We start from the raw sequence: 22341 nt of genomic DNA, 5'->3' as shown, positions 1-22341 counted from the left end.
CCAAACATTGTCATGATGAAATGCCAAAGTAATTAACTTTGTATTTTTACAAAGTAAAGCCCGCCCCATGCTCGCCGCATAACCACAACAACCTGAGGCGATGATCATGCGTGCGTTCTTCCGGGCTTCTCTCACGGCGCTGGCCGTGGCCCTGGCCATGCCCCTGCAGGCGCAGGAGCGGGTGCTCAACCTCTACAACTGGGCGGATTACGTCGGCGCCGATGCCCTGCAACGCTTCCAGAAGGAAACCGGCATCCGCGTCAAATACGACACCTTCGACAGCGCCGAGGTGCTCGACAGCAAGCTGATGACCGGCCGCAGCGGCTACGACGTCGTGTTCCCCGCCAGCAGCGGGCTGGCCCGCGCCATCCAGGCCAAGGCCGTGCAGCCGGTGAACGACGCGCAATTGAAGAACTTCGCCAACCTCGACCCGGACCTGCTCGCCAAGCTGGCCGCCATCGACCCCGGCAACCGCTTCGGCGTGCCCTACACCTGGGGCACCGTGGGCCTGGCGATCAACAAGGACGCAGTGCTCAAGCGCATCCCCGACGCACCGCTGGACAGCCTCGACCTGCTGTTCAAGCCCGAGTACGCCAGCCGCCTAGCCGACTGCGGCATCTCGCTGATCGACTCGCCGCAGGAAGTCATCAGCGTGGCGCTGAATTATCTGGGCAAGTCGCCCTACAGCACCGACGCGGCCGACCTGGCCGAAGTCCGTCAGTTGCTGGAGAAGCTGCAGCCCAGCGTGCGCTACATCGCCAGCGGCAAGCACATCAACGACCTGGCCAACGGCACGCTGTGTGTGGCCCTGACCTACACCGGCGACGCGCTGATGGGCGCTGCGCAGGCGAAGCAGGCGAACAAGCCGTTCGAGGTGATCTACCGGATTCCGAAGGAGGGCACGCTGATCTGGTTCGACACCATGGCCATCCCGGTGGACGCGCCACACCCGCAGGAAGCGCGCGCCTTCATCGACTTCATGCTGCGCCCGGATTCCATCGCCGAGCTGACCAACACGCTCTATTTCGCCAACGCCAACCTGAAGGCCACGCCGCTGCTGAATGCCGATGTTGCTGGCGACCCGGACATCTACCCGGCGCCGGCCATGCGCCAGAAGTTGTTCGGCGAGCAGTTGCTGACCTTGAAGCAGCAGCGCGAGCGCACCCGGCTGTGGTCGGCGTTCCGTACCCGTAGCTGAGGAGCCGTTTTTTGTAGGGCGCATAACGCGCCAGCGTTATCCGCCGAGTCGCGCCAGAGCCGGCGGATAACCTGTTCCAGGTTATGCACCCTACGTAGCGGACGCTCCCTGAATCACCGTGACCAACCGATAACTAAAAAATGAGGAAGCCATGGATCTCGCCCAAGACAACGACCAGGCCATCACCCGCGACAGCCTTTACGGCACCGCCGCCGAATCCACCTACGCCGGCATTACCAGCTTCATGCGCCGCCGCTACAGCCGTGACCTGCGCGGCGTCGACCTGGTGGTCAGCGGCGTGCCCTTCGACACCGCCACCACCAACCGCCCCGGCAGCCGCTTCGGACCGCGGGCGATCCGCGCCGCCTCGGTACAGATGGCCTGGGCCCGGCACTTCCCCTGGGAATTCGACCCCTTCGACCACCTGGCGGTGATCGACTACGGCGATTGTTCCTTCGACCACGGCGTGCCGCAGGAAACCCCGGACGTCATCGAAGCCCACGCCGCGCACATTCTCGACGCCGGCTGTGCGCTGCTGACCCTGGGCGGCGACCACTTCATCAGCTACCCGCTGCTCAAGGCCCACGCGAAGAAGCACGGGCCGCTGTCGCTGATCCACTTCGACGCCCACAGTGACACCTGGCCGGACGAGGATTGCCAGCGCATCGACCACGGCACCATGTTCTATCACGCCGCCCGCGAAGGTCTGGTCGACCCGGCGCGCTCTGTGCAGGTCGGCCTGCGCACCACCAACGACGATGTGATGGGCTTCCAGGTGCTGGACGCCCGCGAGGTGCATCGCAACACGCCGCAGGCCATCGCCGAGCGTATTCGCGCACGGGTGGGCGACAACCCGGTGTACCTGACCTTCGACATCGACTGCCTCGACCCGGCTTTCGCACCGGGTACCGGTACGCCGGTCTGTGGCGGGCTGAGCTCGCACCAGGCGCTGGAAATCCTCCGCGCGCTGCGTGGCATCAACCTGGTGGGGATGGACGTGGTGGAAGTCGCGCCGCCCTACGACAACGCCGAAATCACCGCGCTGGCCGGCGCGACCCTGGCGATGGAGATGGTTTGCCTGTATGCGGCGCGGCACAAGCTCGGCGAGCGCTGACTCCGCTTTGAATTGCCCCAGCGCCTGCGCGTACAGGAAAAACCGGACGTAGGATGGCGTGGAGCGCAGCGATACCCATGCTGCCTGCGCACGGCGATTGATGGGTATCGCTGCGCTCCACCCATCCTACCAATGCCTGATCCCAGGCGTCGGGCGTATGACGTCGTCAGACACGGAACGCCCGCACGGCGGTGTGCAACGCACCGCCCAGTTCCTGCAACTGCTCGCCCTGGCTGCGTCCCTGGCCGATCAGGCGCAGGTTCTCGCTGCCCAGTTCGTGGATGCGTTCGCTGTGCGAGCGGATTTCGCTCACCGCGCCGCTCTGCTGGGCGGAGCTTTCGGCGATGCGCTCGGCCATGCTGGCGATGGTGCGGATGGCGCCGACCACTTCGTCCAGCGCGCCCTCGGCGGCGCCGGCCTGGTTGGCGGTGACTTCCGCGTGCTCGACCTGGCTGCGCATCGCCTCCACCGACTGCCGCGCAGCCTGCTGCAGACGCGCGGTGAGCTGCTGGATTTCCTCGGTGGCGCCGGTGGTGCGCAGGGCCAGCGAGCGCACTTCCTCGGCGACCACGGCAAACCCGCGGCCCTGTTCGCCAGCCCGCGCGGCCTCGATGGCGGCGTTGAGCGCCAGCAGGTTGGTCTGGTCGGCAATGGAGCGGATCACCCCCAGCACGTTGCCGATCGTGGCCGACTCCTCGGCGAGGTTCTCGATGGCCTGGGCGTTGCTCTGCACTTCGTCCACCAGCGCGCGCATGCCGCTCAGGCTGTTGCCGATCACCTGCTGGCCCTGCTCGACGGCCGTACCGGCTGCGTGGCTGGCCGAAGCGGCCTGGCTGGCGTCGCCGGCCACCTGCTGGATCGCCGCTTCCATGTTGCCCAGCGCGTCGCGGATTTCCCCGGTATCGCTGGCCTGGCGCTCGGCCCCTGCGTGCAGGCCGCCGCTGAGCTCGGCCAGGGCGCGGCTGCTGCCGGCGACTTCCTCGGCGCGCTGGTGGATGGTGCCGACCAGGGTGCCGAGGAAGTCGCGCAGGCGGTTCAGCGATTCCTGCAGCTCCACCAGGTCGCGGGTGCGGGTGGCCAGGGCGATGGGCCTGGCGAAGTCGCCACGGGCCCAGGTGGAGAGCGCCGGGACCAGTTGGCCAAGCACGCGCGCCAGGCGGCGTTGCAGGGTGTCGATGAGCAGCGCGGTGGCGAGGATCAGGGCGATCAGCGCGCCCTGGATGATGCGCACCTGGGTCTGGATCTTCGAGCGCTCCTCGCGCACCTGCGGCTCCAGGGTCGCCAGCGCCTGCTGCACGGCGCCCAGGCGCTGGGCGGTGGCGTTGGCCAGCTCCTGGCGCTGGGCGATCAGCTGGCGGGTGCGGTTGAGTTCATCCGGGTAGCGGCGCAGCACGCTGGCGAGGTCGCGCTTCAGGGGGACGCCACGGTCCTCGCTCTGCGCCTGGGCGGCCGGCTGGGATTCCAGGCCCATCATGGCGGCGAAGTCGTCGGAGGCGGAGGCCTGTTGCTCCAGCACGCCGAGAAGGGGCAGGGCGTCGATGCGCTCGGCCAGCTGGCGCAGGGTTTCCAGCTCGCGCTGGATGTCTTCGGCCAGCGCCGGGTTGCCGCTCTCCACCAGCTTGGCACGGGCGTGGGCCAGGCGCGTCAGGTGCAGGCCGGCTTGCAGCAGCGGGGTGCGGTACTCGGCGGCGGCAGGGTTCTGGCTGGCGTCGGCGTAAGTGCCGAGCTGGTCCAGCGCGGCCAGCAGGTCACGCTCGGCCTGCAGCAGCAGGCCCTGTGGGTCGCCGGCCAGTTTGCCGGCGGCGAGCAGTTGGTTGCCGCTGAACTGGCGCAGTTCGTCGAGGCTCTGGCCGAGCAGTTGGCTGAGGCTGTCCGGCAGTTGCGGCAGCTCCTGGGCGAGTTCGTCCAGGCCCTGCTGGGCGGCTTTCTGCTTGAGCGCGTCGCCGCTGGCGAGGTACGCCTGGATGTTCTGCGCGACCTTGCGCTCGAAGCCCTGGGAGAGCTCCAGGTAGCGGTCCATCAGCGTGAAAGGGCGCTCCAGGGCGCGTTGCGACCACCACAGGGTGGCGCCCAGCGCGAGGCAGACGAGCAGGAGCAGGAAGGTGTTGAGGTTGGTGAGCAGCTTGAGGCGCATGGCAGGTCTCGACCGACAGCGAAAAAACGGCGAGCCCTGAACCTATTGCAGTTTCGTTACTGGCTGATGACACGGTGCCAGCATCCGGTCGGGAAATGGCGCGGCAGAGCGCCGCGCCGGACCGGCGGCGGGAGTTACTTGTAGACCTCGACGCGGTTGCGGCCGCCGTGCTTGGCGGTGTACAGCGCCTCGTCGGCCTGCTTGGCGAGGGTCTTGATGTCCATCTCCTCGCCCAGCTCGGCGATGCCGCAGCTGAAGGTGCAGGACAGGTCGTGGGGCTGCGCCGGGTAGTGGATCTCGGCGAAGCGCTGGCGGATTTCCTCCAGCACCTTGTGCGCCGAGGCGGCGTCGGTGTCCGGCAGTACCACGGCAAACTCTTCGCCGCCGTAACGGCCGATGTGGTCGGTCTTGCGCAGACGCTGCTTGAGGAACAGCGCGAGGCTCTTGATCACCCGGTCGCCCATGGGGTGGCCGTAGGTGTCGTTGACCCGCTTGAAGTGGTCGATGTCGAGCATCGCGAAGGTCAGCGGGCGCTCCTCGCGGCGCGCGCGGAAGCGGGCATCGTCGAGCAGCTGCAGGGTATGCGTGTGGTTGTACAGGCCCGTGAGGCTGTCGCGCACCATCCGCGCCTTCAGGCTGCGCGCGCGGGCGGCGCGGTTGCGCACGGTGGCGATCAGGTGGCGCGGCTTGATCGGCTTGGTGAGGAAGTCGTCGCCGCCTTCGCTCATGGCGTCGAGCTGCTTGTCCAGGTCGTCCTCGGCGGACAGGTAGATGATCGGCACGCTCACATAGCGCTCGTGCTGGCGGATCACCTTGGCCAGCTCGGTGCCCAGGCACTCGGGCATGTACATGTCGAGGATGATCAGGTCCGGCTGGAACTCGGCCAGCTCGGTCATCACCGACAGCGGCGCGGTGAGGGCGCGGGTGACGATGCCGGCGCTGTTGAGGACCATCTCGGTATGCGCGGCCTGGGCGCGGGAGTCGTCGACGATCAGTACGCGGAATGGCTCGTAGTGGGCCACGCGGGTCAGCGTCTCGATCTTCTCCAGCAGGCCGGAAGCGTCCAGCGCGCCACTGAAGAAGTCCTGGCCACCGGCGCGGGCAGCGGCCAGGCGGGTCGGGGTGTCGGTTTCTTCGTGGCTGAAGAACAGCACCGGCAGCTTCTGCTTGAGACCGGCCTGGGCCTCGTCGGCCAGCGCCAGGCCCTGGCCGTTGGCGAAGTCGATTTCCATCACGATGGCCGCCGGATGGCGGTCGGCCATGGCGGCGCGGAAGGCGTTGGCGTGCTCGCACGGCTGCGCGGCCATGCCGAAGAATTCCAGCTGCTGGGCCAGTCGCTCGGCGCGTTCCTGGTCCTGCAGGGCGAGGTAGACCGGCTTGCGCAGCGGTGGCAGGTTGGTCTGCTCGAACTGGTCGCCGTGGCGCAGGCCGGTGCGCGACAGGCGCTGCATCAGGCGGTTGAGTTCGGTGATCAGCTCGCTGGAAAGACGCCCGCGGTTGTCCTGCACAGCGCGCAGACACTGGTCGATGGCCTTGGCCAGGTCCGCATGCTCGGCCTGTTCGAAGCGTTCGGCATAGCGTTGCAGGCGCAGGCAGGCTTCGGCCAGCTCGGCCGTGCCGGCGCTGTTCCACTCCGAGCGCGACAGGCGCTGCCAGACTTCCAGCAGGTGCCGGGCCTGGTGGATCACCCGCTGGGCGAAATGATGCTTGAGGCGGTCGAGAGATGGATCGTCGAGCTCGGTCATCGCGCGCTTCTTTATAGAGCCGTACCGGCGGCCTGCGGGGCGAAAATGTTTCCGCCGTGATACACGGTGATGGCCCTATGCTACCAATCCTTGATGGCAATAACAGTGCCTTCGGTCAAACATCCGAAGCTTTGTATTTCGCAGCATTAACCAGCACCATGCGCAGGGTAGGCTGCGCCGACCCGCCTGCGTGCGGCATGCTTGCGCACAGCGGCCTAAAATCCCGGCACCCTGGGGCCGGTTGCGGGTCCAAGCTATCTTCGAATTCGGGACATCAAGGAACTTGCCATGTGGAACTGGAAGAAACGCGGCTCCGTGCGTGACCGCGTGAACGACTCGGTGGACGACGCGCGCGCCTACTTCGGCGGCCCCTGGCTGGGCCGCGTGCTCGGCGGTCTGCTGGGCGTCTACCTGGTGATCTGCGGCGCGATCGGCTGGTACTGGAGCCAGGAGCCGGACCTCTTCCCCGTGCAGCAGAACGCCCAGGCCGCCGCCGAGCGTGCCGGCCGGCAGATGGTGGTGGGCTACACCACGGTGGAAACCCTCAAGGAAGTGGTCGCCACGCTGCTGAACAAGCCGGGCGGCTATCTCTCCAACGACATCTTCCCGCCGGGCGTCTGGCTGGACAACATGCCCAGCTGGGAATACGGCGCCCTGGTCCAGGTGCGCGATCTGTCCCGCGCGCTGCGCAAGGACTTCGCCCGCTCCCAGTCGCAGTCCACCGAGGACGCCGACCTGGCACGCGCCGAGCCGCGCTTCAACTTCGACAACAAGAGCTGGGCGCTGCCGTCCTCCGAGTCGGAATACGCCGAGGGCATCAAGTCCCTGGACCGCTACCTGGGCCGTCTCTCCGCCGACCCGGCCGGCGCGCAGTTCTATGCCCGCGCCGACAGCCTGAACAACTGGCTGGGTGACGTCTCCACCCGCCTGGGCTCGCTGTCCCAGCGCCTCTCGGCCAGCGTCGGCCGGGTCAAGCTGAACACCAACATCACGCCGATGCAGCCGGTCACCCCTGGCCAGGCGCCGGAAGTCGAGGAAGTGATCCAGGAAACCCCCTGGATGCAGATCGACAACGTGTTCTACGAAGCCCGCGGCCAGGCCTGGGCGCTGTCGCACATCCTGCGCGCCATCGAGGTGGACTTCGCCGACGTGCTGGCGAAGAAGAACGCCACTGTCAGCGTGCGCCAGATCATCCGCGAGCTGGAGGCCGCCGAGGCGCCGCTGTGGAGCCCGATGGTCCTCAACGGCAGCGGCTTCGGCGTGCTGGCCAACCACTCGCTGGTGATGGCCAACTACATCTCCCGCGCCAACGCCGCGATCATCGACCTGCGTCAGCTGCTGGCCCAGGGCTGATCCATGGCCGCCATCAGCGACAAGGAAGCCGCCCACCGGGCGGCTTCGGACGCCGAGAAGATCGCCTGGGTCGACGAAGACGACCAGCTGCTGGGCAGCCTGCCGCGCGCCGAACTGCGCGCGCGCGGGCTGATCGGCCGCGGCACCTTCATCCTGCTGTTCAACTCAGCCGGTGAGCTGTGCGTGCACCGCCGCACCCTGAGCAAAGCGGTCTATCCCGGCTACTGGGACCCGGCCGCCGGCGGCATGGTGCAGGCCGACGAGAGCTACGCGGAGTCCGCCGCTCGTGAGCTGGAAGAGGAACTGGGCATCGCTGGCGTCGAATTGCGCGCCCACGGCACCTTCTTCTTCGACCAGCCGGACAATCGCCTGTGGTGCGCGGTGTTCTCTGCCGTGTCCGATGCGCCGCTGAAGTTGCAGCCCGAAGAGGTGCTGGAAGCGAAATTCATCGACCCGCACCAGGCGCTGGCCGAGGCCAAGGCGGGCACGCCTTACTGCCCGGATTCGCTGGCGGCGCTGCGCAAGTACCTGGTCAGTTTCTGATCCTCCAACCCACTGCGGGCTGCTCTTCGTAGGAGCGAGCATGCTCGCGAATGGCTTCGCAGCGGGGCTTGTTCGCGAGCAAGCTCGCTCCTGCAACAACCCTGCTGCGCCGGCATGTCGCCAAACTGCCGATCAATGACGCATTTTCGCTCTTAGCATTTGCCTTCAATGCTGCTAAATTGCGCGACCTTTCCGGCAGGGTCCTCCGCCGGGAATTGCGCAGCCCCTGCCTGAGTGGGGCGTCGCGGTCGGCGCCAGCCGGCCATTCGTTGACCTGGCCCGAAGAGGCCAATCCTGGGGAAACGCCCGGTGGTCAAGAAAGCATCCTCCCTGTCCGCCCTCGGCGGGCTCGTCTACTCCACTGATTCCGGCCGGCATTGCCCGGACTGCAATCAGCCCATTGGCGCGTGCATCTGCAAGCAGGCCGAGATTCCGGCCGGCGATGGCATCGCTCGCGTGCGTCGGGAAACCAAGGGCCGCGGTGGCAAGACCGTGACCACGGTGACCGGCGTGCCGCTGGCGGCCGATGCGCTGAAGGACCTGGCCACCGCGCTGAAGAAGCGCTGTGGCACGGGTGGCGCGTTGAAGGACGGCATCATCGAGATCCAGGGCGACCACGTCGACCTGCTGCTCGAAGAGCTGACCAAACGCGGCCTCAAGGCGAAGAAATCCGGCGGCTGAGCCGTCTTCCGCCGTCTGTCTCAACTGACAGGCGACTCTCCCCTGTCGAGAACGGGTTCCAGGCGATGCGCGCGCAGCGCTTCGCCGGCAAGCCCTTTCCCTAGATGGGAGATTTATCGGCGCGCCCTGGGCGTGTCGTCGGATTTTCCTAAACTTACCGCCAAGCCCGGCGGTCAACACGGCAACGTCACGAGGCCCGGCTAGGTTTACTCCACCAGGCCTTGACGACTCACCCGCACGCCGGGCGGGCGCCTGCACACATTCGCGCAATCTGAGGAGACCACCCCGCATGGCCGCTAGACGGACCCGCAAAGACGACGGCAGCAACTGGACCGTGGCAGACAGCCGCAGCATCTACGGAATTCGCCACTGGGGTGCTGGCTACTACGCCATCAACGACGCCGGTAACGTGGAAGTTCGCCCGCAGGGCGCCGATGCCCAGCCGATCGATCTGCATGCGCTGGTCGAGCAGCTGCGCGAGGCGGGCCTGTCGCTGCCGCTGCTGGTGCGCTTCCCGGATATCCTCCAGGACCGCGTGCGCAAGCTCACTGGCGCCTTCGACGCGAACATCGCGCGCCTGGAATACACCAGTCGCTACACCGCGCTGTACCCGATCAAGGTGAACCAGCAGGAAGCCGTGGTGGAAAGCATCATCGCCACCCAGAACGTCTCCATCGGCCTGGAAGCCGGCTCCAAGCCCGAGCTGATGGCCGTGCTGGCGCTGGCGCCCAAGGGCGGCACCATCGTCTGCAACGGCTACAAGGACCGCGAGTTCATCAAGCTGGCGCTGATGGGACAGAAGCTCGGCCACAACGTGTTCATCGTGATCGAGAAGGAATCGGAGGTGCAGCTGGTGATCGAGGAGGCCGCCAACGTGGGCGTGCTGCCACAGGTCGGCCTGCGCGTGCGCCTGTCCTCGCTGGCTTCTTCGAAGTGGGCGGACACCGGTGGCGAGAAGGCCAAGTTCGGCCTGTCCGCCGCGCAGCTGCTGTCGGTAGTCGACCGCTTCCGCGCCGCTGGCCTGGACCAGGGCGTGCGCCTGCTGCACTTCCACATGGGGTCGCAGATCGCGAATCTTGCCGACTACCAGCACGGCTTCAAGGAAGCCATCCGCTACTACGGCGAACTGCGCGCCCTCGGCCTGCCGGTGGACCACGTGGACGTCGGCGGCGGCCTGGGCGTTGACTACGACGGCACCCACTCGCGCAACGCCAGCTCGATCAACTACGACATCGACGACTACGCCGGTGTGGTGGTGGGCATGCTCAAGGAGTTCTGCGACGCGCAGGGCCTGCCGCATCCGCACATCTTCTCCGAGAGCGGCCGCGCGCTGACCGCGCACCACGCGGTGCTGATCACCCAGGTCACCGATGTCGAGCGCCACAACGACGAAGTGCCGAAGATCACCGACCTCGCCGAGCAGCCGGAGATCGTCCAGTGGCTGGCCGACCTGCTCGGCCCGACCGACGCCGAGATGGTCACCGAGACCTACTGGCGCGCGACCCATTACATGAGCGATGCCGCCGCGCAGTACGCCGAGGGCAAGATCAGCCTGGCGCAGAAGGCCCTGGCCGAGCAGTGCTACTTCGCCATCTGCCGTCGCCTGCACAACCAGCTCAAGGCGCACCAGCGTTCGCACCGCCAGGTGCTCGACGAGCTGAACGACAAGCTGGCCGACAAGTACATCTGCAACTTCTCGGTGTTCCAGAGCCTGCCCGACACCTGGGCCATCGGCCAGGTGCTGCCGATCCTGCCGATCCATCGCCTGGGCGAGGAACCGACCCGCCGCGCAGTGCTGCAGGACCTGACCTGCGACTCGGACGGCAAGATCACCCAGTACGTCGACGAGCAGAGCATCGAGACCAGCATGCCGGTGCACGACGTGAAGGAAGGCGAGGACTACCTGATCGGCACCTTCCTGGTCGGCGCCTACCAGGAAATCCTCGGTGACATGCACAACCTGTTCGGCGACACCGACTCGGTGAACGTCTACCAGAACGCCGACGGCAGCTACTACCACGCCGGCATCGAGACCCACGACACCATTGAGGACATGCTGCGCTACGTGCACCTGTCGCCCGAGGAGCTGATGACCCACTACCGCGACAAGGTCGCCGGGGCCAAGCTCACCGCGCGCGAGCGCACCCAGTTTCTCGACGCGCTGCGTCTGGGGCTGACCCGCTCGGCCTATCTGTCGTCCTGACAGGTCCGCAGTCCGCGTGATGAAAGCCCCGCTTCGGCGGGGCTTTTGCTTTTTTCCGTTGCCGTGGTGGTGAGCCGAGCGTAGGAGCAACTGTCTTTCCCTGGTAGTTCGGTGATTGTGCTTTCCCCCTCACCCCAGCCCTCTCCCTCAGGGAGAGGGAGCAAATCGTGCCGGCTGACGCTGTGGTTTCATCCGGCACCGAACGGTCCCCTCTCCCTCTGGGAGAGGGTTAGGGTGAGGGCCGATCCGAGCACAGATCTATCCGGTAGGAGCGGATTTATCCGCGATGTTCCTCGGCGGTGGCGGGCCTATCGCGGGCATGGCCCGCTCCTACAGGGGAACACGGGAGCTCAGACGTCGCGCAGTTCGAATGAAGGGAACAGCGCATGCAGCTCCCGCCACAGATCGGGCGCGCCATGGGGCGCGGGTGTGGCGATCAGTTGGGGATCGAGCTGCCGGCCGCTGCGGGCCAACTGCACCACGAAGTTATCCACACCCATCCCGCGCAACCGCGTGGCCAGCTGACTCAGGCGCTCCAGGTCGAACAATTGCCAGTGCACAGTCGTTCGGCACTCGTAGCCAACGCCGCTCTCCAGCAACAGCTCCAGGCTGCGCCAGTTGGCCTGTCCGCTGCGTTTCACGCAGGTTGTAGCGTCCATCTCCTCGGCCAGCCCCTTCACGTCGAAGCCGATCCAGTCGGCATGGGGCAGCGCGCGGGCGAAGGCCTCCGGGCGGATGCCGGCGCTGTGCAGCCCGCTGCGGAAACCCATCTCGCGCACGCTGGCCATGGCCTCCGGTAGCGCGTTCTGCAGCGTCGCCTCGCCGCCGCTGAACACCACGGCCTGCAGCAGGCCCTGGCGTCGCCGGAGGAAGGCGAGAATGGTGTCCCAGGGGATCTCCGCTTCGCCACGCGGCGGAATCAGTTCCGGGTTGTGGCAATACCGGCAGCGCCACGCGCAGCCCTGACAGAACAGCACGCAGGCGAGCAGGCCGGGGTAGTCGAGGGTGGTCAGGGGCACCAGGCCCCCGACCCTGAGCGCACTGCTCATCGCGTCTCGCGGAAGTGACGGCGCTCGCGGTGCTCGGATTGCTTGCCGGCGTTGAACGCCGTCACCGGGCGGTGATAGCCCATCACGCGGGTCCACACCTCGCAGCGCTGGCGCTGGCTTTCGGGCAGTTGGTTCGCGGTCATCGTGGTGCTCCTTTTTTTGCGGGGATGAATTTTCGGGGATGAAAGAGAAGGGGCTCAGCTGCTGCAGCAGTTCCTGCTGGCGGCTTTCTGCAGCGCGGCTTCGTCGCAGCGCGGACAGAACTCGTGTTCGCCGGCGAGGTAGCCGTGTACCGGGCAGATGGAGAAGGTCGGCGTCACCGTCAGGTAAGGCAGGCGGAAGCGTCCGAGGGCGGTGCGCACCAGGGTCTTGCAGGCCTCGGCGCTGGAGATGCGCTCGGCCATGTACAGGTGCAGCACGGTGCCGCCGGTGTATTTGCGTTGCAGGGCGTCCTGCAGTTCCAGCGCCTCGAACGGATCATCGGTGAGGCCCACCGGCAGCTGCGAGGAGTTGGTGTAGTAGGGCGCGTCCGGCGTGCCGGCCTGGAGGATGTCCGGGTGGCGCTTCTGGTCCTCACGGGCGAAGCGGTAGGTGGTGCCTTCGGCCGGCGTGGCTTCCAGGTTGTAGAGGTGCCCGCTGTCTTCCTGGAAGCGCACCAGACGCGCCCGCACATGGTCCAGCAGCGCCAGCGCCATCTGCCGACCGACCTCGGTGTGCAGGCCTTCGCGGTCGTCGGTGAAGTTGCGCAGCATCTCGTGCAGGCCGTTCACACCGATGGTGGAGAAGTGGTTGCGCAGGGTGCCCAGGTAGCGCTTGGTGTAGGGGTAGAGCCCGGCATCCATGTGCTGCTGGATGACCTTGCGCTTGACCTCCAGGCTGTCGAAGGCCAGCTCCAGCAGGTAGTCGAGCTGAGCGTAGAGGCCGGCTGCGTCACCGCGATGGCGGTAGCCCAGGCGCGCGCAGTTGATGGTCACCACACCCAGCGAACCGGTCTGCTCCGCCGAACCGAACAGTCCGTTGCCGCGCTTGAGCAGCTCGCGCACGTCCAGTTGCAGGCGGCAGCACATGGAGCGCACCTGGTTGGGCTGCATGTCCGAGTTGAGGAAGTTCTGGAAGTACGGCAGGCCATAGCGCGCGGTCATCTCGAAGAGGCGCGTGGCGTTGTCGCTGTCCCAGGGGAAGTCGTGGGTGATGTTGTAGGTCGGGATCGGGAAGGTGAACACCCGGCCGTGGGCGTCGCCGGCCTGCATCACTTCGATGTAGGCGCGGTTGATCAGGTCCATCTCGGCCTGCAGCTCGCCATAGGCGAAGGGCATTTCCACGCCGCCGACGTAGGGAATCTGCTCGCGCAGGTCTTCCGGGCAGACCCAGTCGAAGGTCAGGTTGGTGAAGGGCGTCTGGGTGCCCCAGCGCGAGGGCACGTTGAGGTTGTAGATGAACTCCTGCAGCGCCTGGCGCACCTGTTGATAACTCAGGCTGTCGTTGCGCACGTAGGGCGCCAGGTAGGTATCGAAGGAGCTGAAGGCCTGGGCGCCGGCCCATTCGTTCTGCAGGGTGCCGAGGAAGTTGACCATCTGCCCCAGCGCGCTGGACAGGTGCTTCGGCGGCCCGGCCTCGACCCGCCCCGGCACGCCGTTCAGGCCTTCGCTGAGCAGGGTTCGCAGCGACCAGCCGGCGCAGTAGCCGGCGAGCATGTCGAGGTCATGGATGTGCAGGTCGGCCTCGCGGTGGGCGACGGCGATGCCTTCGCTGTACACCTCGTCCAGCCAGTAGTTGGCGGTGACCTTGCCGGACACGTTGAGGATCAGCCCGCCCAGGGAATAGCCCTGGTTGGCGTTGGCGCGTACCCGCCAGTCCTCCCGCGAGAGGTATTCGTTCATCGACGCGGCGACGTCCACCAGTGTCTTGCGCTCGCGGCGCAGGCGGCCGTGGCGTTCGCGGTAGACGATGTAGGCGCGGGCGGTGGGGTAGTGTCCGGCTTCCATCAGGGCGCGCTCGACGACGTCCTGCACCTGCTCCACGTCCAGGTCGTTCCGGGCCGGCAGGCGGGCCAGCACGCGACGGGTCAGCTCTCCGGCGTGGGGCGCGGTGAACTCGCCGCTGGCCTCGCCAGCGGCGGCGATGGCGCGTTCGATCTTGCTCGGGTCGAAGGCGGCGGAGCTGCCGTTACGCTTGCGCAGGCTGGCGGGAAGAGGGGCGGTCCGTGTCAGGGGCATTGGCTTGATTCCACAACATGCTGTGTCCCGAGTTATTCAAGACAACAAGATGTTGTGGGAATCTAACGGCATTGCCCGTAGGAAAATTGACCTCGGTCAACGTCGAGCGTCAGTCAATTTTTGCCATCGGAGGTATTGACCGGCACACCTCCCGGAATCAGCCGAGCAAGGGCGCCAGCCGCTCTGCCAGGCGCCCGGCAAGGTGCTCGTCGGTGACATTGGTGAAACTCATGATCAGCGCCGGCTCGCGCCTGGCCTCGACGCACCACGCGTTCAGCGCCTGCAGGCCGAGGCCTTCGGCATGGGCGCGGCGGGCGACGGCGAGGTCGTCCTGGTCCAGCGCGCCGATCAGGTGCAGGCCGCCGGGGGTGTCAGCGAAGCGCAGGCGCTCGCCCAGGCGCTCCTCCAGCGCGCTGCGCAGCCACTGGCGGCGCCGGGCGTAGAGCGTGCGGGTGCGCTTGAGGTGGCGGGCGAAGTGGCCTTCCTGCATGAAGTCGCACAGGGTCGCCTGCAGCAGCTCCGCGCAGCCGGAGGAAAACACCTGCTGGGTGCGCACGAAGTCCTCCACCAGATGCGCCGGCACCACTAGATAGCCCAGGCGCAGGGCGGGGTAGAGCACCTTGCTGAAGGTGCCGGTGTAGAGCACGCGGCCGGCGCGGTCGAGGCTCTTCAGCGCCGGCAGCGGGAAGCCGGCGTAGCGGTACTCGCTGTCGTAGTCGTCCTCGACTATCCAGGCGCCGCTGCTGGCCGCCCAGTCCAGCAGGGCCAGGCGGCGCGGCAGGCTGAGCGCAACGCCAGTGGGGCTCTGTTGCGACGGCGTGACCAGCGCAAAACGCGCCTCCGGCGCGCGGGTGATGCCGTCTTCCACGCGCAGGCCATCGGCGTCCACCGCGATGGGCACTGGCACGCCGCCGGCCCGGCGCAGCAGTTCGCGGCCGCGCGGGTAGCCGGGGTCTTCGTGCCAGAAGCGCTGGCCGGGTTCGAGCAGGGTGCGGCTGATCAGGTCCAGCGCGCCCTGGTAGCCGGCGCAGATGAATACCTGCTCCGGGGCGCAGACGATGCCGCGGGAAATCCCCAGGTAGCCGGCGACGGCCTCGCGCAACGGCCCGTAACCGCAGGGCTCCGGGTAGGCCAGCATGGACGCGCTCTGCTGGCGCAGACGCCGCGCACACAGGCGCGCCCAGAGTGCGCGGGGGAAGGCATCCAGCGCCGGCACGCCGAGCTGGAACGGTCGCAGGGTCGGGCCGTGGGCGATCAGGCCGGGCAGGCTGCGTTCGACCGTCGAGGGTTCGACCGGCACCGGTGGTGCGGAGCTGGTGCGTCCCGCCAGCTGAGGCGAGACCACGGTGCCCGCCGGTCCGCGCGCCAGCAGGTAGCCCTCGCTGGTCAGCAACTGGTAGGCCAGCTCCACCGTGCCGCGCGCCACGCCCAGTTCGCCGGCCAGCCCCCGCACCGGCGGCACGCGCTCGCCCGGGCGTAGCGCACCACGGCTGATGGCATCGCGGAAGCGCTCGTAGAGCTGGCGGTAGATCGGCAGTTCATGGCTCGGGTCCAGCGGTTGGCGGAACGAATCGAAGGGCGCGGTCATGGCCTGTCCGAGTAGGCGATTAATCCGGAAGACGACTATGCCATGACCGGTATCAAGGCGTCCCGGCGGCCGCGATGCACGATCAGCGTCTAGGCTTGCAGGCAGTGTTGAAAAGCCGGCGCCGCGACTTCATCTGTTGTCGCAGAAGCCCGTTTTTTCCACCTGTTCGCCTCGCAGTGCGCGCAGCGGCTCCGGCTGCCCGCGCGAATTCCCCGTGTCCCAGGCGCCGACAGGTCCAACGCATGTGAGGAGTGACCGCTACCGATGGAATTCAAGGACTATTACGCCGCGCTCGGGGTCGAGCCCGACGCCGACGAGAAGGCGATCAAGACCGCCTACCGCAAGCTCGCGCGCAAGTACCACCCGGACGTCAGCAAGGAGCCGGACGCCGAGACGCACTTCAAGGAAGTCTCCGAGGCCTACGAAGTGCTGAAGAGCCCGGAGAAGCGCGCCGAGTACGACGAACTGCGCAAGTACGGCGCGCAGGGGCCGCAGTTCGAGGCGCCGCCCGGCTGGCAGCCGCGCGGTGGTTTCGACGGCCCGTCGCCGGGGCACGAGCAGGACTTCAGTGACTTCTTCGAGCAGATCTTCGGCGGCCGCGCCGGCGGCTCCCACGGTGGCTTCGGCGGTGCGCGCCAGCCGCAGGCCCACCGTGGTCAGGACGTGGAGATGGAGGTCCCGCTGTTCCTCGAGGAAACCCTTTCCGGGGACAGCCGGCCGATCAGCTTCAGCCTGCCGAGCTACGACGAATACGGCCGCAAGCTGCCGCCGCAGAACAAGACGCTGAACGTGAAGATCCCCGTGGGCACCGCCGACGGCGAACGCATCCGCCTCAAGGGGCAGGGCGCGCCGGGTATCAACGGCGGGCCGGCGGGCGACCTGTACCTGGCTATCCGCCTGGTGCCGCACCCGGTGTTCGACGTCGACGGCCGCGACCTCGTCGTCACCGTGCCGGTGGCGCCGTGGGAAGCGGCGCTCGGCGCCAAGGTGGAAGTGCCCACGCTGGGCGGGCGGATCAACCTCGGCATCCCGGCCAACAGCCAGGCCGGCCAGCGCCTGCGCATCAAGGGCAAGGGCCTGCCGAACAAGGGCGAGGCCGCCGCTGGCGATCTCTATGCGGTGCTCAAGGTGGTGATGCCGAAGACGGCAGACGAAGCGACCCGCAAACTCTGGGAAGAACTGGCTGCCAAGGCGGCCTTCGACCCCCGTGCCGATTGGGGTAAACGCGCATGACGACGACAGTGATGGTGGTGGACCTCGACGAGCTCTGCCAGTCGGTGAACCTCCCCCGCGACGTGCTCGTCGAGATCGTCGAGGTGGGTATCGTGGAGCCTCGCGAACAGCGCGCCGGGCATTGGGTCTTCGATTACCAGGCGGTCAGCGTGGTGCGCCGCGCGGTCCGGCTGCGCCGCGAGTTCGAGCTGGACTGGCCGGGCATCGCCCTGGCGCTGCGCCTGCTGGACGAGGTGGACGAACTGCGCGCGGAGAACCGTTACCTGCGCCAGCGCCTGGCGCGCCTGCTGGAGGACTGACGACTCACTGGGCCGTGGTCGCTGCGCTGGCGGCGTTGAGCGGGATGAACTGCACCAGGCCGAGGATTGGTGCGGCAAGGATGCCCTGCACGTAGTTGATCCCGCTGCGTCGCAGGCTCTCGTGTGTCATCTGTGCCAGCAACTCCAGCCGGCCGATCATGCGGCCGAACTCGCGCTCGAAGGACAGGTTGCGGCCGGCGGCGCTGATCTCGTTGGACAACAGCAGCGGCTGGCCCTGCTCGTCGGTGCGGCTGGCCAGCAGCCAGGCCGCTACCTCGATGTTCCAGGCCGCATTGGCGGTCATCTGCGAGTTCAGCCCGCTGAGCAGGTGCTGGGTATCGGTGTCGCCATACAGTTCGTAGAGCATGCTGCCGAGCCCGTAGATCAGCGCTCCGGCACGGTCGCCCTGGAACTCCGCGTCAAAGGCCAGGGGCAGGGCAGCCACCGATTGCCTGCCGCCCAGGCCGGGCAGCGGCTGCTGGTTGCGGATGGCGTCCATCACCTGCTGGTGGGCTGCATCGCGTGAGGCAGCGCCGGTTTTCTTCCATTCCCGCGGGTTGCGCTTGTAGAGCTTGTCGAGCAGCAGCGACAGGCTGTCCAGGTTATCGCGCATGGCCAGGTTGGCGGCGCGGTTGGCGTCGTTCTGCAGCATCTGCCCGGAGCTGAAGCCCACACCGTCGACGTCCTTCTTCACCGGCGGCGAAGTACAGCCGGCGAGCAGGGTGAGGGCAAGGAAGTGCAACAGAAGGTGGCGCAGCATCGACGGTCCGGGCGCGGGAAGCGGGCCTGAACCTTGGCGTGAGAAGGGGCGTGGAGCCAGCCGCAATGATGGCCAATGCCGGGTGTCGCAGCGGCCTGCGACGGGCTGCTCAGAATGGCGGGGGGAAAGCGCCGGCGGATGCCGGCGCCTGGGCAGATCAGCGTGGCTGGTTCTGCACGATCCAGCCGGAGAAGGCATCGATGATGCTCTTCAGGAAGGGCTCGGTCTTCTCCGACAGCTTGCCGGATTCATCGAAGAAGCCGCCGGCGCCGCCCAGGTAGGCTTCGGGCTGCTGCAGCACGGGCATGTTGAGGAACACCAGCGACTGGCGCAGGTGGTGGTTGGCGCCGAAGCCGCCGATGGCGCCCGGCGAGGCACTGACCACGGCGCAGGGCTTGGCATTCCAGGCGCTCTTGCCGTAGGGGCGCGAGCCGACGTCGATGGCGTTCTTCAGCACGCCGGGCACCGAGCGGTTGTACTCGGGGGTGACGAAGAGCACCGCATCGGCGCGGGCGATGCGCTCGCGGAAGGCGGTGTAGCTGGCGGGCGGGGTGCCCACGTCGAGCTCTTCGTTGTACAGCGGCAGGTCGCCGATCTCCACGATTTCCAGCTTCAGGTTGGCCGGCGCCAGTGCGGCGAATGCCTTGGCGATCTTGCGGTTCAGGGATTCCTTGCGCAGGCTGCCGACGACAACGGCAACATCGAAGACTTGGCTCATGGCGACTCCTAGGGATCGGGGTAGTGAGCCGTTTGTTATAGACGATGAGCGTGACATTGCGTGGACATGGATCAAGGTTCGGTAATCATGTCCCAGTTGTTTTGCATGATCTTGGCTCTGTGGGGTGGGGCATTGCACCACTAGAGTGGCGACATGTCCCAGCCGCCCGATTCGAGGTCCCCATGTGCATGAAAGTCTTCTTCGCCGGAGCCAGCGGTGCCATCGGCCAGCGCCTGCTGCCGATGCTGCTGGAGCGTGGTTACCAGGTGCTGGCAATCAGTCGCTGCGCGCAGCGAGCCGCCGCTCTGGAGGCCGCGGGAGCGCGGGCGCTGGTGCTGGATGTCTATGACGCGCAAGCCCTGAGTGCCGCCATGCGGCAGTTCCAGCCGCGCTGGGTGATCCACCAGCTCACCGACCTGCCCGCCGGCCTCGACCCTGCCCTGATGCCCGCCGCCCAACCGCGCAACGCGCGGGTTCGCCGCGAAGGTACTGCCAACCTCGTGGCAGCAGCTCGCGCCGCTGGCGTCGAGCGCATGGTGGCGCAGAGCATCGCCTGGGCCTACGTGCCGGGCGAGTTGCCGTTGCATGAGGAACAACCGCTGGACCTGGGCGCCGAAGGCCCGCGCGCCATCAGTGTCGGCGGCGTCGCCGCGCTCGAAGAGGCGGTGCTCGGTGCGCGGCCGATGGAGGGCATCGTCTTGCGTTACGGCCGACTTTACGGGCCGGGTACGGGAGCCGATGCGGCAGACCCGAGGCTGGCCGTGCATGTGGACGATGCCGCCCGCGCCGCCCTGCTGGCGCTGGAGTGGGGCGCGCACGGCGCCTACAACATCGCCGAACAGGACATCGAAGTCAGCTCGGCCAAGGCGCGACATCGCCTGGGCTGGCAGCCGGGCTTCCGCCTGGCGGGGGTGCCGGCATGAGCCTCGTCTCGGGGCATGAGGCCCGGGCCGGTCTGGTGCTGGTCATTGCCCTCAGTGCCGGCGCATTGCTCTGGCAGCCCTGGTCGCGGCCGCTGGTGAGCCTGGCGCAAAGACATGCCGGGGCTTCAGCTGGCGCGCGGCCGAGCACTCAGGTGAAGCGCCTGTCCTGCGAGCCGCTGGCCGACATGCCCGGCAAGGTCGTGACCACGCTGCAGGTGGACTTCCCGCCCAACGGCTACACCCCGGCGCACCGCCATCCCGGCGCGGTGACCGCCATCGTGCTCAGTGGTCAGGTGCGCTCGCAGATGCAGGGCCTGCCGGCGCAGACTTACCGCGCGGGCCAGACCTGGTTCGAGCCCAGCCGCGAGCTGCACCTGTTCGCCGAGAACCCCAGCGCCAGCGAGCCTGCGCGCCTGCTGGCAGTGATTGTCAGCGACGAGCACTGCGGCCCGCTGGTGATCCCCGAACCGACCGCCGCCCACCGCCATTGATGCTTCGCGAAAGGAGATTCGCATGACCCCACTCACCCCCTTCAGCGCTGCCCAGCTCGACGCGACCCTGGCCCGCCTCGGCCTGTCGCCGGAGCGCCCAGCGCCGACGCTGGAAAACCTCGACCGGCTGATCGTCGCCGCGCTGCATCACCTGCCTTTCGAGAACCTCGACGTGCTGCTGGACCAGCCCGTCCTGATCGAGCCGGAGGCGGTGTTCGCCAAGGTCGTCGAGCGCCAGCGCGGCGGTTACTGCTTCGAGTTGAACAGCCTGTTCGCCCGCCTGCTGGCCAGCCTGGATTACCGTGTGACCCTGCTGGTGGCGCGGGTGCGCTGGGGCCTGCCGGCGGATGCGCCGCTGACGCCGCAGACGCACCTGCTGCTGCGCATCGATCTGGCCGAAGGGCCGCACCTGGTGGATATCGGCTTCGGCGGCCCTGCCTCGCCGAGAGCCCTGCCGCTAAGGGTGAACGAAGAGCTGCCAGGAGGCTGGCGTGTCAGTGGTTCGACCGATGAGGAACTGGAGATGGCAACGCGCTCGGCATCCGGCTGGCAGACGCTGTACCGCTTCACCCTCGAGCCGCAGCATTGGGCCGACTACGGCATGCGCAACTGGTACACCTCGACCTACCCGCAGAGCGTGTTCCGCAACTCCCTGCGCGTGGCGCTCAGCGACGGCGGCGCGCGGCTGTCGCTGTTCAACGGGCAATTCAGCCGGCGTGGCGCGGACGGCGAAGTCGAGCAGCACAGCATCGAGAGTACCGATGAGCTGCTGGACGTGCTGCGCGAGCGTTTCCACCTGCAACCGGCGGCGACGGACCTGCTGGCCCTGCGCCGTCGGCTGGCTCAGTTGCTGGAGCCGGCCGTCAGCGCCTGAGTGCCGCGAGGCTCGGCGGAGGCGGCAATGTCCGGCGCCACGCCGATGGCCAGCCGGACGATGCGGCCGGGCAGTTCGTCGCGCAGTAGTTCGCCGCCGGGCCTGCCGGCGAGCCAGTTGCCGTCGATGTCCGAGGCGCGGCACTGCAACTGGCGCTCGCCGTCCGGTGAGTCCGGCAACAGCCAGCGGCAGCGCCCGTCGAAGATGCGTGCGCCCTTTTTCGGCATTCCGGCGCTGCCGGCGGAGAGCTGGCTGCGGACAGCCAGGTTGGCGAAGCTGATATCGGGTTGCACGGCGTCCAGGGGGTGGGTGGCCGATTCGCCGTCCATTTCGATGAGGATGTGCCGGAGCTCGCGCCTGCAACCGTCGCTGCTCAGGCGCAGCGGCACCTGGTAACTGACCCGGTAGGGGCGTTCACCGTGGCCGGGCGTGGCGAAGAGGCGTTGCGTGAGGTCGTCTTTCGCCGGGGAATTGCAGTGGCTGCCCTCGGGTGGCGAATAGCGCGCATTACCCACCAGGCTGAAATCGCCCGGCAGGTCGGCTTCGAAAGTGAATTCGTCGCTCGCGCAGCCGCTCAGGACGAGGGCTGCCAGCGAGGGGAGCCACCGCCACAGTGGGCGGCTGGAGGGGCGGGAAGGCATGTGGAGGTCCTGCGGCAGTCGAAGCTGCGCAGGAGCATCCACGGATCAGCGGAGCGACTGTATCGGATTGCTCGGTACTGGTTGTAGGAAAGCGGCCAGTCAGTCCGGCGGCTCAGCCGATCATCCCAAAACCACGCGCCATCAGGGTCGCCAGCAGCGGCAGGATCAGCAGCGCCAGCAGCTCCACGCGGATGGTCATGATCACCAGCTTCGCCTGGCGCTCGCTGGGCACTGGAACGCGGCCAGCCTTGAGCTCGTTGCGCCAGTTGAGGAAGGTCATGGTCGGCAGGATCGACAGCAGCGCCACCAGCACGAAGAGGCCGATCTTGGCGTGGAACAGACTGTTGTGCAGATAGTAATCCGTGCCCTTGGCGAACCAGACGACACGTGCCGCGCCGGTCAGCAGTACCACGCCGGCACAGGCGCCGTAGGCCAGGTCGACTATCACCAGGCTGCGCGCCCGCGACAGGTCCAGCGGCAGGCGGAACAGCTGGTGCTCCAGCACCAGCAGGGCGAACAGGATGAAGATCGACAGGTAGTGCAGGTACGCGGCGATGGCTTGGGCCATGAGTGGGTCC

Annotated in this window: 21 protein-coding genes; 11 read left to right on the top strand and 10 right to left on the bottom strand. The window is 67.4% G+C overall.

Annotated features, from left to right (window positions below; all coding sequences use genetic code 11):
• Positions 1 to 106: 106 nt before the first annotated feature.
• Together IB261_RS26485 and speB are read left to right on the top strand one after the other, a co-directional pair.
• On the top strand, positions 107 to 1198 hold the full coding sequence (locus IB261_RS26485) for a polyamine ABC transporter substrate-binding protein (protein WP_192383764.1): 1092 nt from the start codon (positions 107 to 109) through the stop codon (positions 1196 to 1198).
• Between the two features lie 151 nt (positions 1199 to 1349).
• Complete coding sequence (gene speB / locus IB261_RS26480; protein ID WP_192383765.1) at positions 1350 to 2312, top strand: agmatinase; 963 nt, start codon at positions 1350 to 1352, stop codon at positions 2310 to 2312.
• A 166-nt stretch (positions 2313 to 2478) separates the two neighbouring features.
• Here the strand turns inward: speB and IB261_RS26475 are convergent, their stop codons facing one another.
• Both IB261_RS26475 and IB261_RS26470 read right to left on the bottom strand, forming a co-directional pair.
• Entirely contained in the window at positions 2479 to 3066 is a 588-nt protein-coding gene (locus IB261_RS26475) for a methyl-accepting chemotaxis protein (protein ID WP_427871392.1), read from the bottom strand.
• Between the two features lie 1514 nt (positions 3067 to 4580).
• Positions 4581 to 6191, bottom strand: a complete 1611-nt coding sequence (locus tag IB261_RS26470; protein WP_081515615.1) for a GGDEF domain-containing response regulator — start codon at positions 6189 to 6191, stop codon at positions 4581 to 4583.
• 288 nt (positions 6192 to 6479) lie between these two features.
• Between IB261_RS26470 and IB261_RS26465 the strand changes: the two genes are divergently transcribed.
• The 4 genes from IB261_RS26465 (at position 6480) to speA (ending at position 10971) form a co-directional block, all read left to right on the top strand.
• Entirely contained in the window at positions 6480 to 7544 is a 1065-nt protein-coding gene (locus IB261_RS26465; RefSeq protein WP_045216423.1) for a DUF2333 family protein, read from the top strand.
• A 3-nt stretch (positions 7545 to 7547) separates the two neighbouring features.
• Positions 7548 to 8087, top strand: a complete 540-nt coding sequence (locus IB261_RS26460; protein ID WP_081515616.1) for an NUDIX hydrolase — start codon at positions 7548 to 7550, stop codon at positions 8085 to 8087.
• A 309-nt stretch (positions 8088 to 8396) separates the two neighbouring features.
• On the top strand, positions 8397 to 8768 hold the full coding sequence (locus tag IB261_RS26455) for a translation initiation factor Sui1 (RefSeq protein ID WP_015479046.1): 372 nt from the start codon (positions 8397 to 8399) through the stop codon (positions 8766 to 8768).
• A gap of 289 nt (positions 8769 to 9057) precedes the next feature.
• Positions 9058 to 10971 carry an arginine decarboxylase gene (gene speA, locus IB261_RS26450; protein WP_081515617.1) on the top strand — a complete coding sequence of 638 codons (1914 nt, stop codon included), beginning with the start codon at positions 9058 to 9060 and terminating at the stop codon, positions 10969 to 10971.
• 350 nt (positions 10972 to 11321) lie between these two features.
• On the opposite strand, the gene IB261_RS26445 is transcribed toward speA, so the two are convergent.
• The 4 genes from IB261_RS26445 to pdxR all read right to left on the bottom strand — a co-directional run bounded on the left by IB261_RS26445 (position 11322) and on the right by pdxR (position 15824).
• Entirely contained in the window at positions 11322 to 12020 is a 699-nt protein-coding gene (locus tag IB261_RS26445) for an anaerobic ribonucleoside-triphosphate reductase activating protein (RefSeq protein WP_192383767.1), read from the bottom strand.
• Complete coding sequence (nrdD, locus tag IB261_RS26440; protein ID WP_015479043.1) at positions 12017 to 12163, bottom strand: anaerobic ribonucleoside-triphosphate reductase; 147 nt, start codon at positions 12161 to 12163, stop codon at positions 12017 to 12019. The genes IB261_RS26445 and nrdD overlap by 4 nt, the downstream gene beginning before the upstream one ends.
• Before the next feature lie 54 nt (positions 12164 to 12217).
• Entirely contained in the window at positions 12218 to 14236 is a 2019-nt protein-coding gene (locus IB261_RS26435) for a ribonucleoside triphosphate reductase (protein ID WP_192383768.1), read from the bottom strand.
• A 157-nt stretch (positions 14237 to 14393) separates the two neighbouring features.
• Positions 14394 to 15824 (bottom strand): MocR-like pyridoxine biosynthesis transcription factor PdxR, encoded by a 1431-nt coding sequence (gene pdxR / locus IB261_RS26430; protein WP_192383769.1) that lies wholly within the window; start codon positions 15822 to 15824, stop codon positions 14394 to 14396.
• A gap of 264 nt (positions 15825 to 16088) precedes the next feature.
• Between pdxR and cbpA the strand changes: the two genes are divergently transcribed.
• Both cbpA and IB261_RS26420 read left to right on the top strand, forming a co-directional pair.
• Positions 16089 to 17057, top strand: coding sequence for a curved DNA-binding protein (cbpA, locus tag IB261_RS26425; RefSeq protein WP_192225275.1), 969 nt, complete (start codon positions 16089 to 16091; stop codon positions 17055 to 17057).
• Positions 17054 to 17356, top strand: coding sequence for a chaperone modulator CbpM (locus tag IB261_RS26420; RefSeq protein ID WP_225594885.1), 303 nt, complete (start codon positions 17054 to 17056; stop codon positions 17354 to 17356). The genes cbpA and IB261_RS26420 overlap by 4 nt, the downstream gene beginning before the upstream one ends.
• Positions 17357 to 17360: 4 nt before the next feature.
• Here the strand turns inward: IB261_RS26420 and IB261_RS26415 are convergent, their stop codons facing one another.
• Both IB261_RS26415 and IB261_RS26410 read right to left on the bottom strand, forming a co-directional pair.
• Positions 17361 to 18116, bottom strand: a complete 756-nt coding sequence (locus IB261_RS26415) for a hypothetical protein (protein WP_081515626.1) — start codon at positions 18114 to 18116, stop codon at positions 17361 to 17363.
• Between the two features lie 157 nt (positions 18117 to 18273).
• Positions 18274 to 18834 (bottom strand): NADPH-dependent FMN reductase, encoded by a 561-nt coding sequence (locus IB261_RS26410; protein ID WP_081515628.1) that lies wholly within the window; start codon positions 18832 to 18834, stop codon positions 18274 to 18276.
• Between the two features lie 182 nt (positions 18835 to 19016).
• On the opposite strand from IB261_RS26410, the gene IB261_RS26405 reads away from it, so the two are divergent.
• From IB261_RS26405 to IB261_RS26395, 3 genes are read left to right on the top strand one after another with little or no spacing between them, the layout of a single operon-like run.
• Positions 19017 to 19757 (top strand): NAD-dependent epimerase/dehydratase family protein, encoded by a 741-nt coding sequence (locus IB261_RS26405; RefSeq protein ID WP_192383770.1) that lies wholly within the window; start codon positions 19017 to 19019, stop codon positions 19755 to 19757.
• Entirely contained in the window at positions 19754 to 20248 is a 495-nt protein-coding gene (locus IB261_RS26400) for a cupin domain-containing protein (RefSeq protein WP_192383771.1), read from the top strand. The genes IB261_RS26405 and IB261_RS26400 overlap by 4 nt, the downstream gene beginning before the upstream one ends.
• Before the next feature lie 22 nt (positions 20249 to 20270).
• A complete protein-coding gene (locus tag IB261_RS26395) occupies positions 20271 to 21122 on the top strand; it encodes an arylamine N-acetyltransferase family protein (RefSeq protein WP_192383772.1) in 852 nt (283 codons plus the stop codon).
• Here IB261_RS26395 and IB261_RS26390 read toward each other — a convergent pair.
• Positions 21092 to 21763 (bottom strand): hypothetical protein, encoded by a 672-nt coding sequence (locus tag IB261_RS26390; RefSeq protein ID WP_192383773.1) that lies wholly within the window; start codon positions 21761 to 21763, stop codon positions 21092 to 21094. The two genes, IB261_RS26395 and IB261_RS26390, sit on opposite strands and share 31 nt — an antisense overlap.
• Positions 21764 to 21875: 112 nt before the next feature.
• Positions 21876 to 22331: a DUF2214 family protein gene (locus IB261_RS26385; RefSeq protein ID WP_081515636.1), complete on the bottom strand. Its 456-nt coding sequence runs from the start codon at positions 22329 to 22331 to the stop codon at positions 21876 to 21878.
• Between the last annotated feature and the right edge of the window lie 10 nt (positions 22332 to 22341).

This window comes from Pseudomonas sp. PDM20 (assembly GCF_014852575.3).
In the GTDB taxonomy this organism is placed as follows: Bacteria; Pseudomonadota; Gammaproteobacteria; order Pseudomonadales; family Pseudomonadaceae; genus Pseudomonas.
The sequence above is the reverse complement of the archived record's forward strand: the minus strand, read 5'-3'. Positions and strand labels throughout refer to the sequence as shown.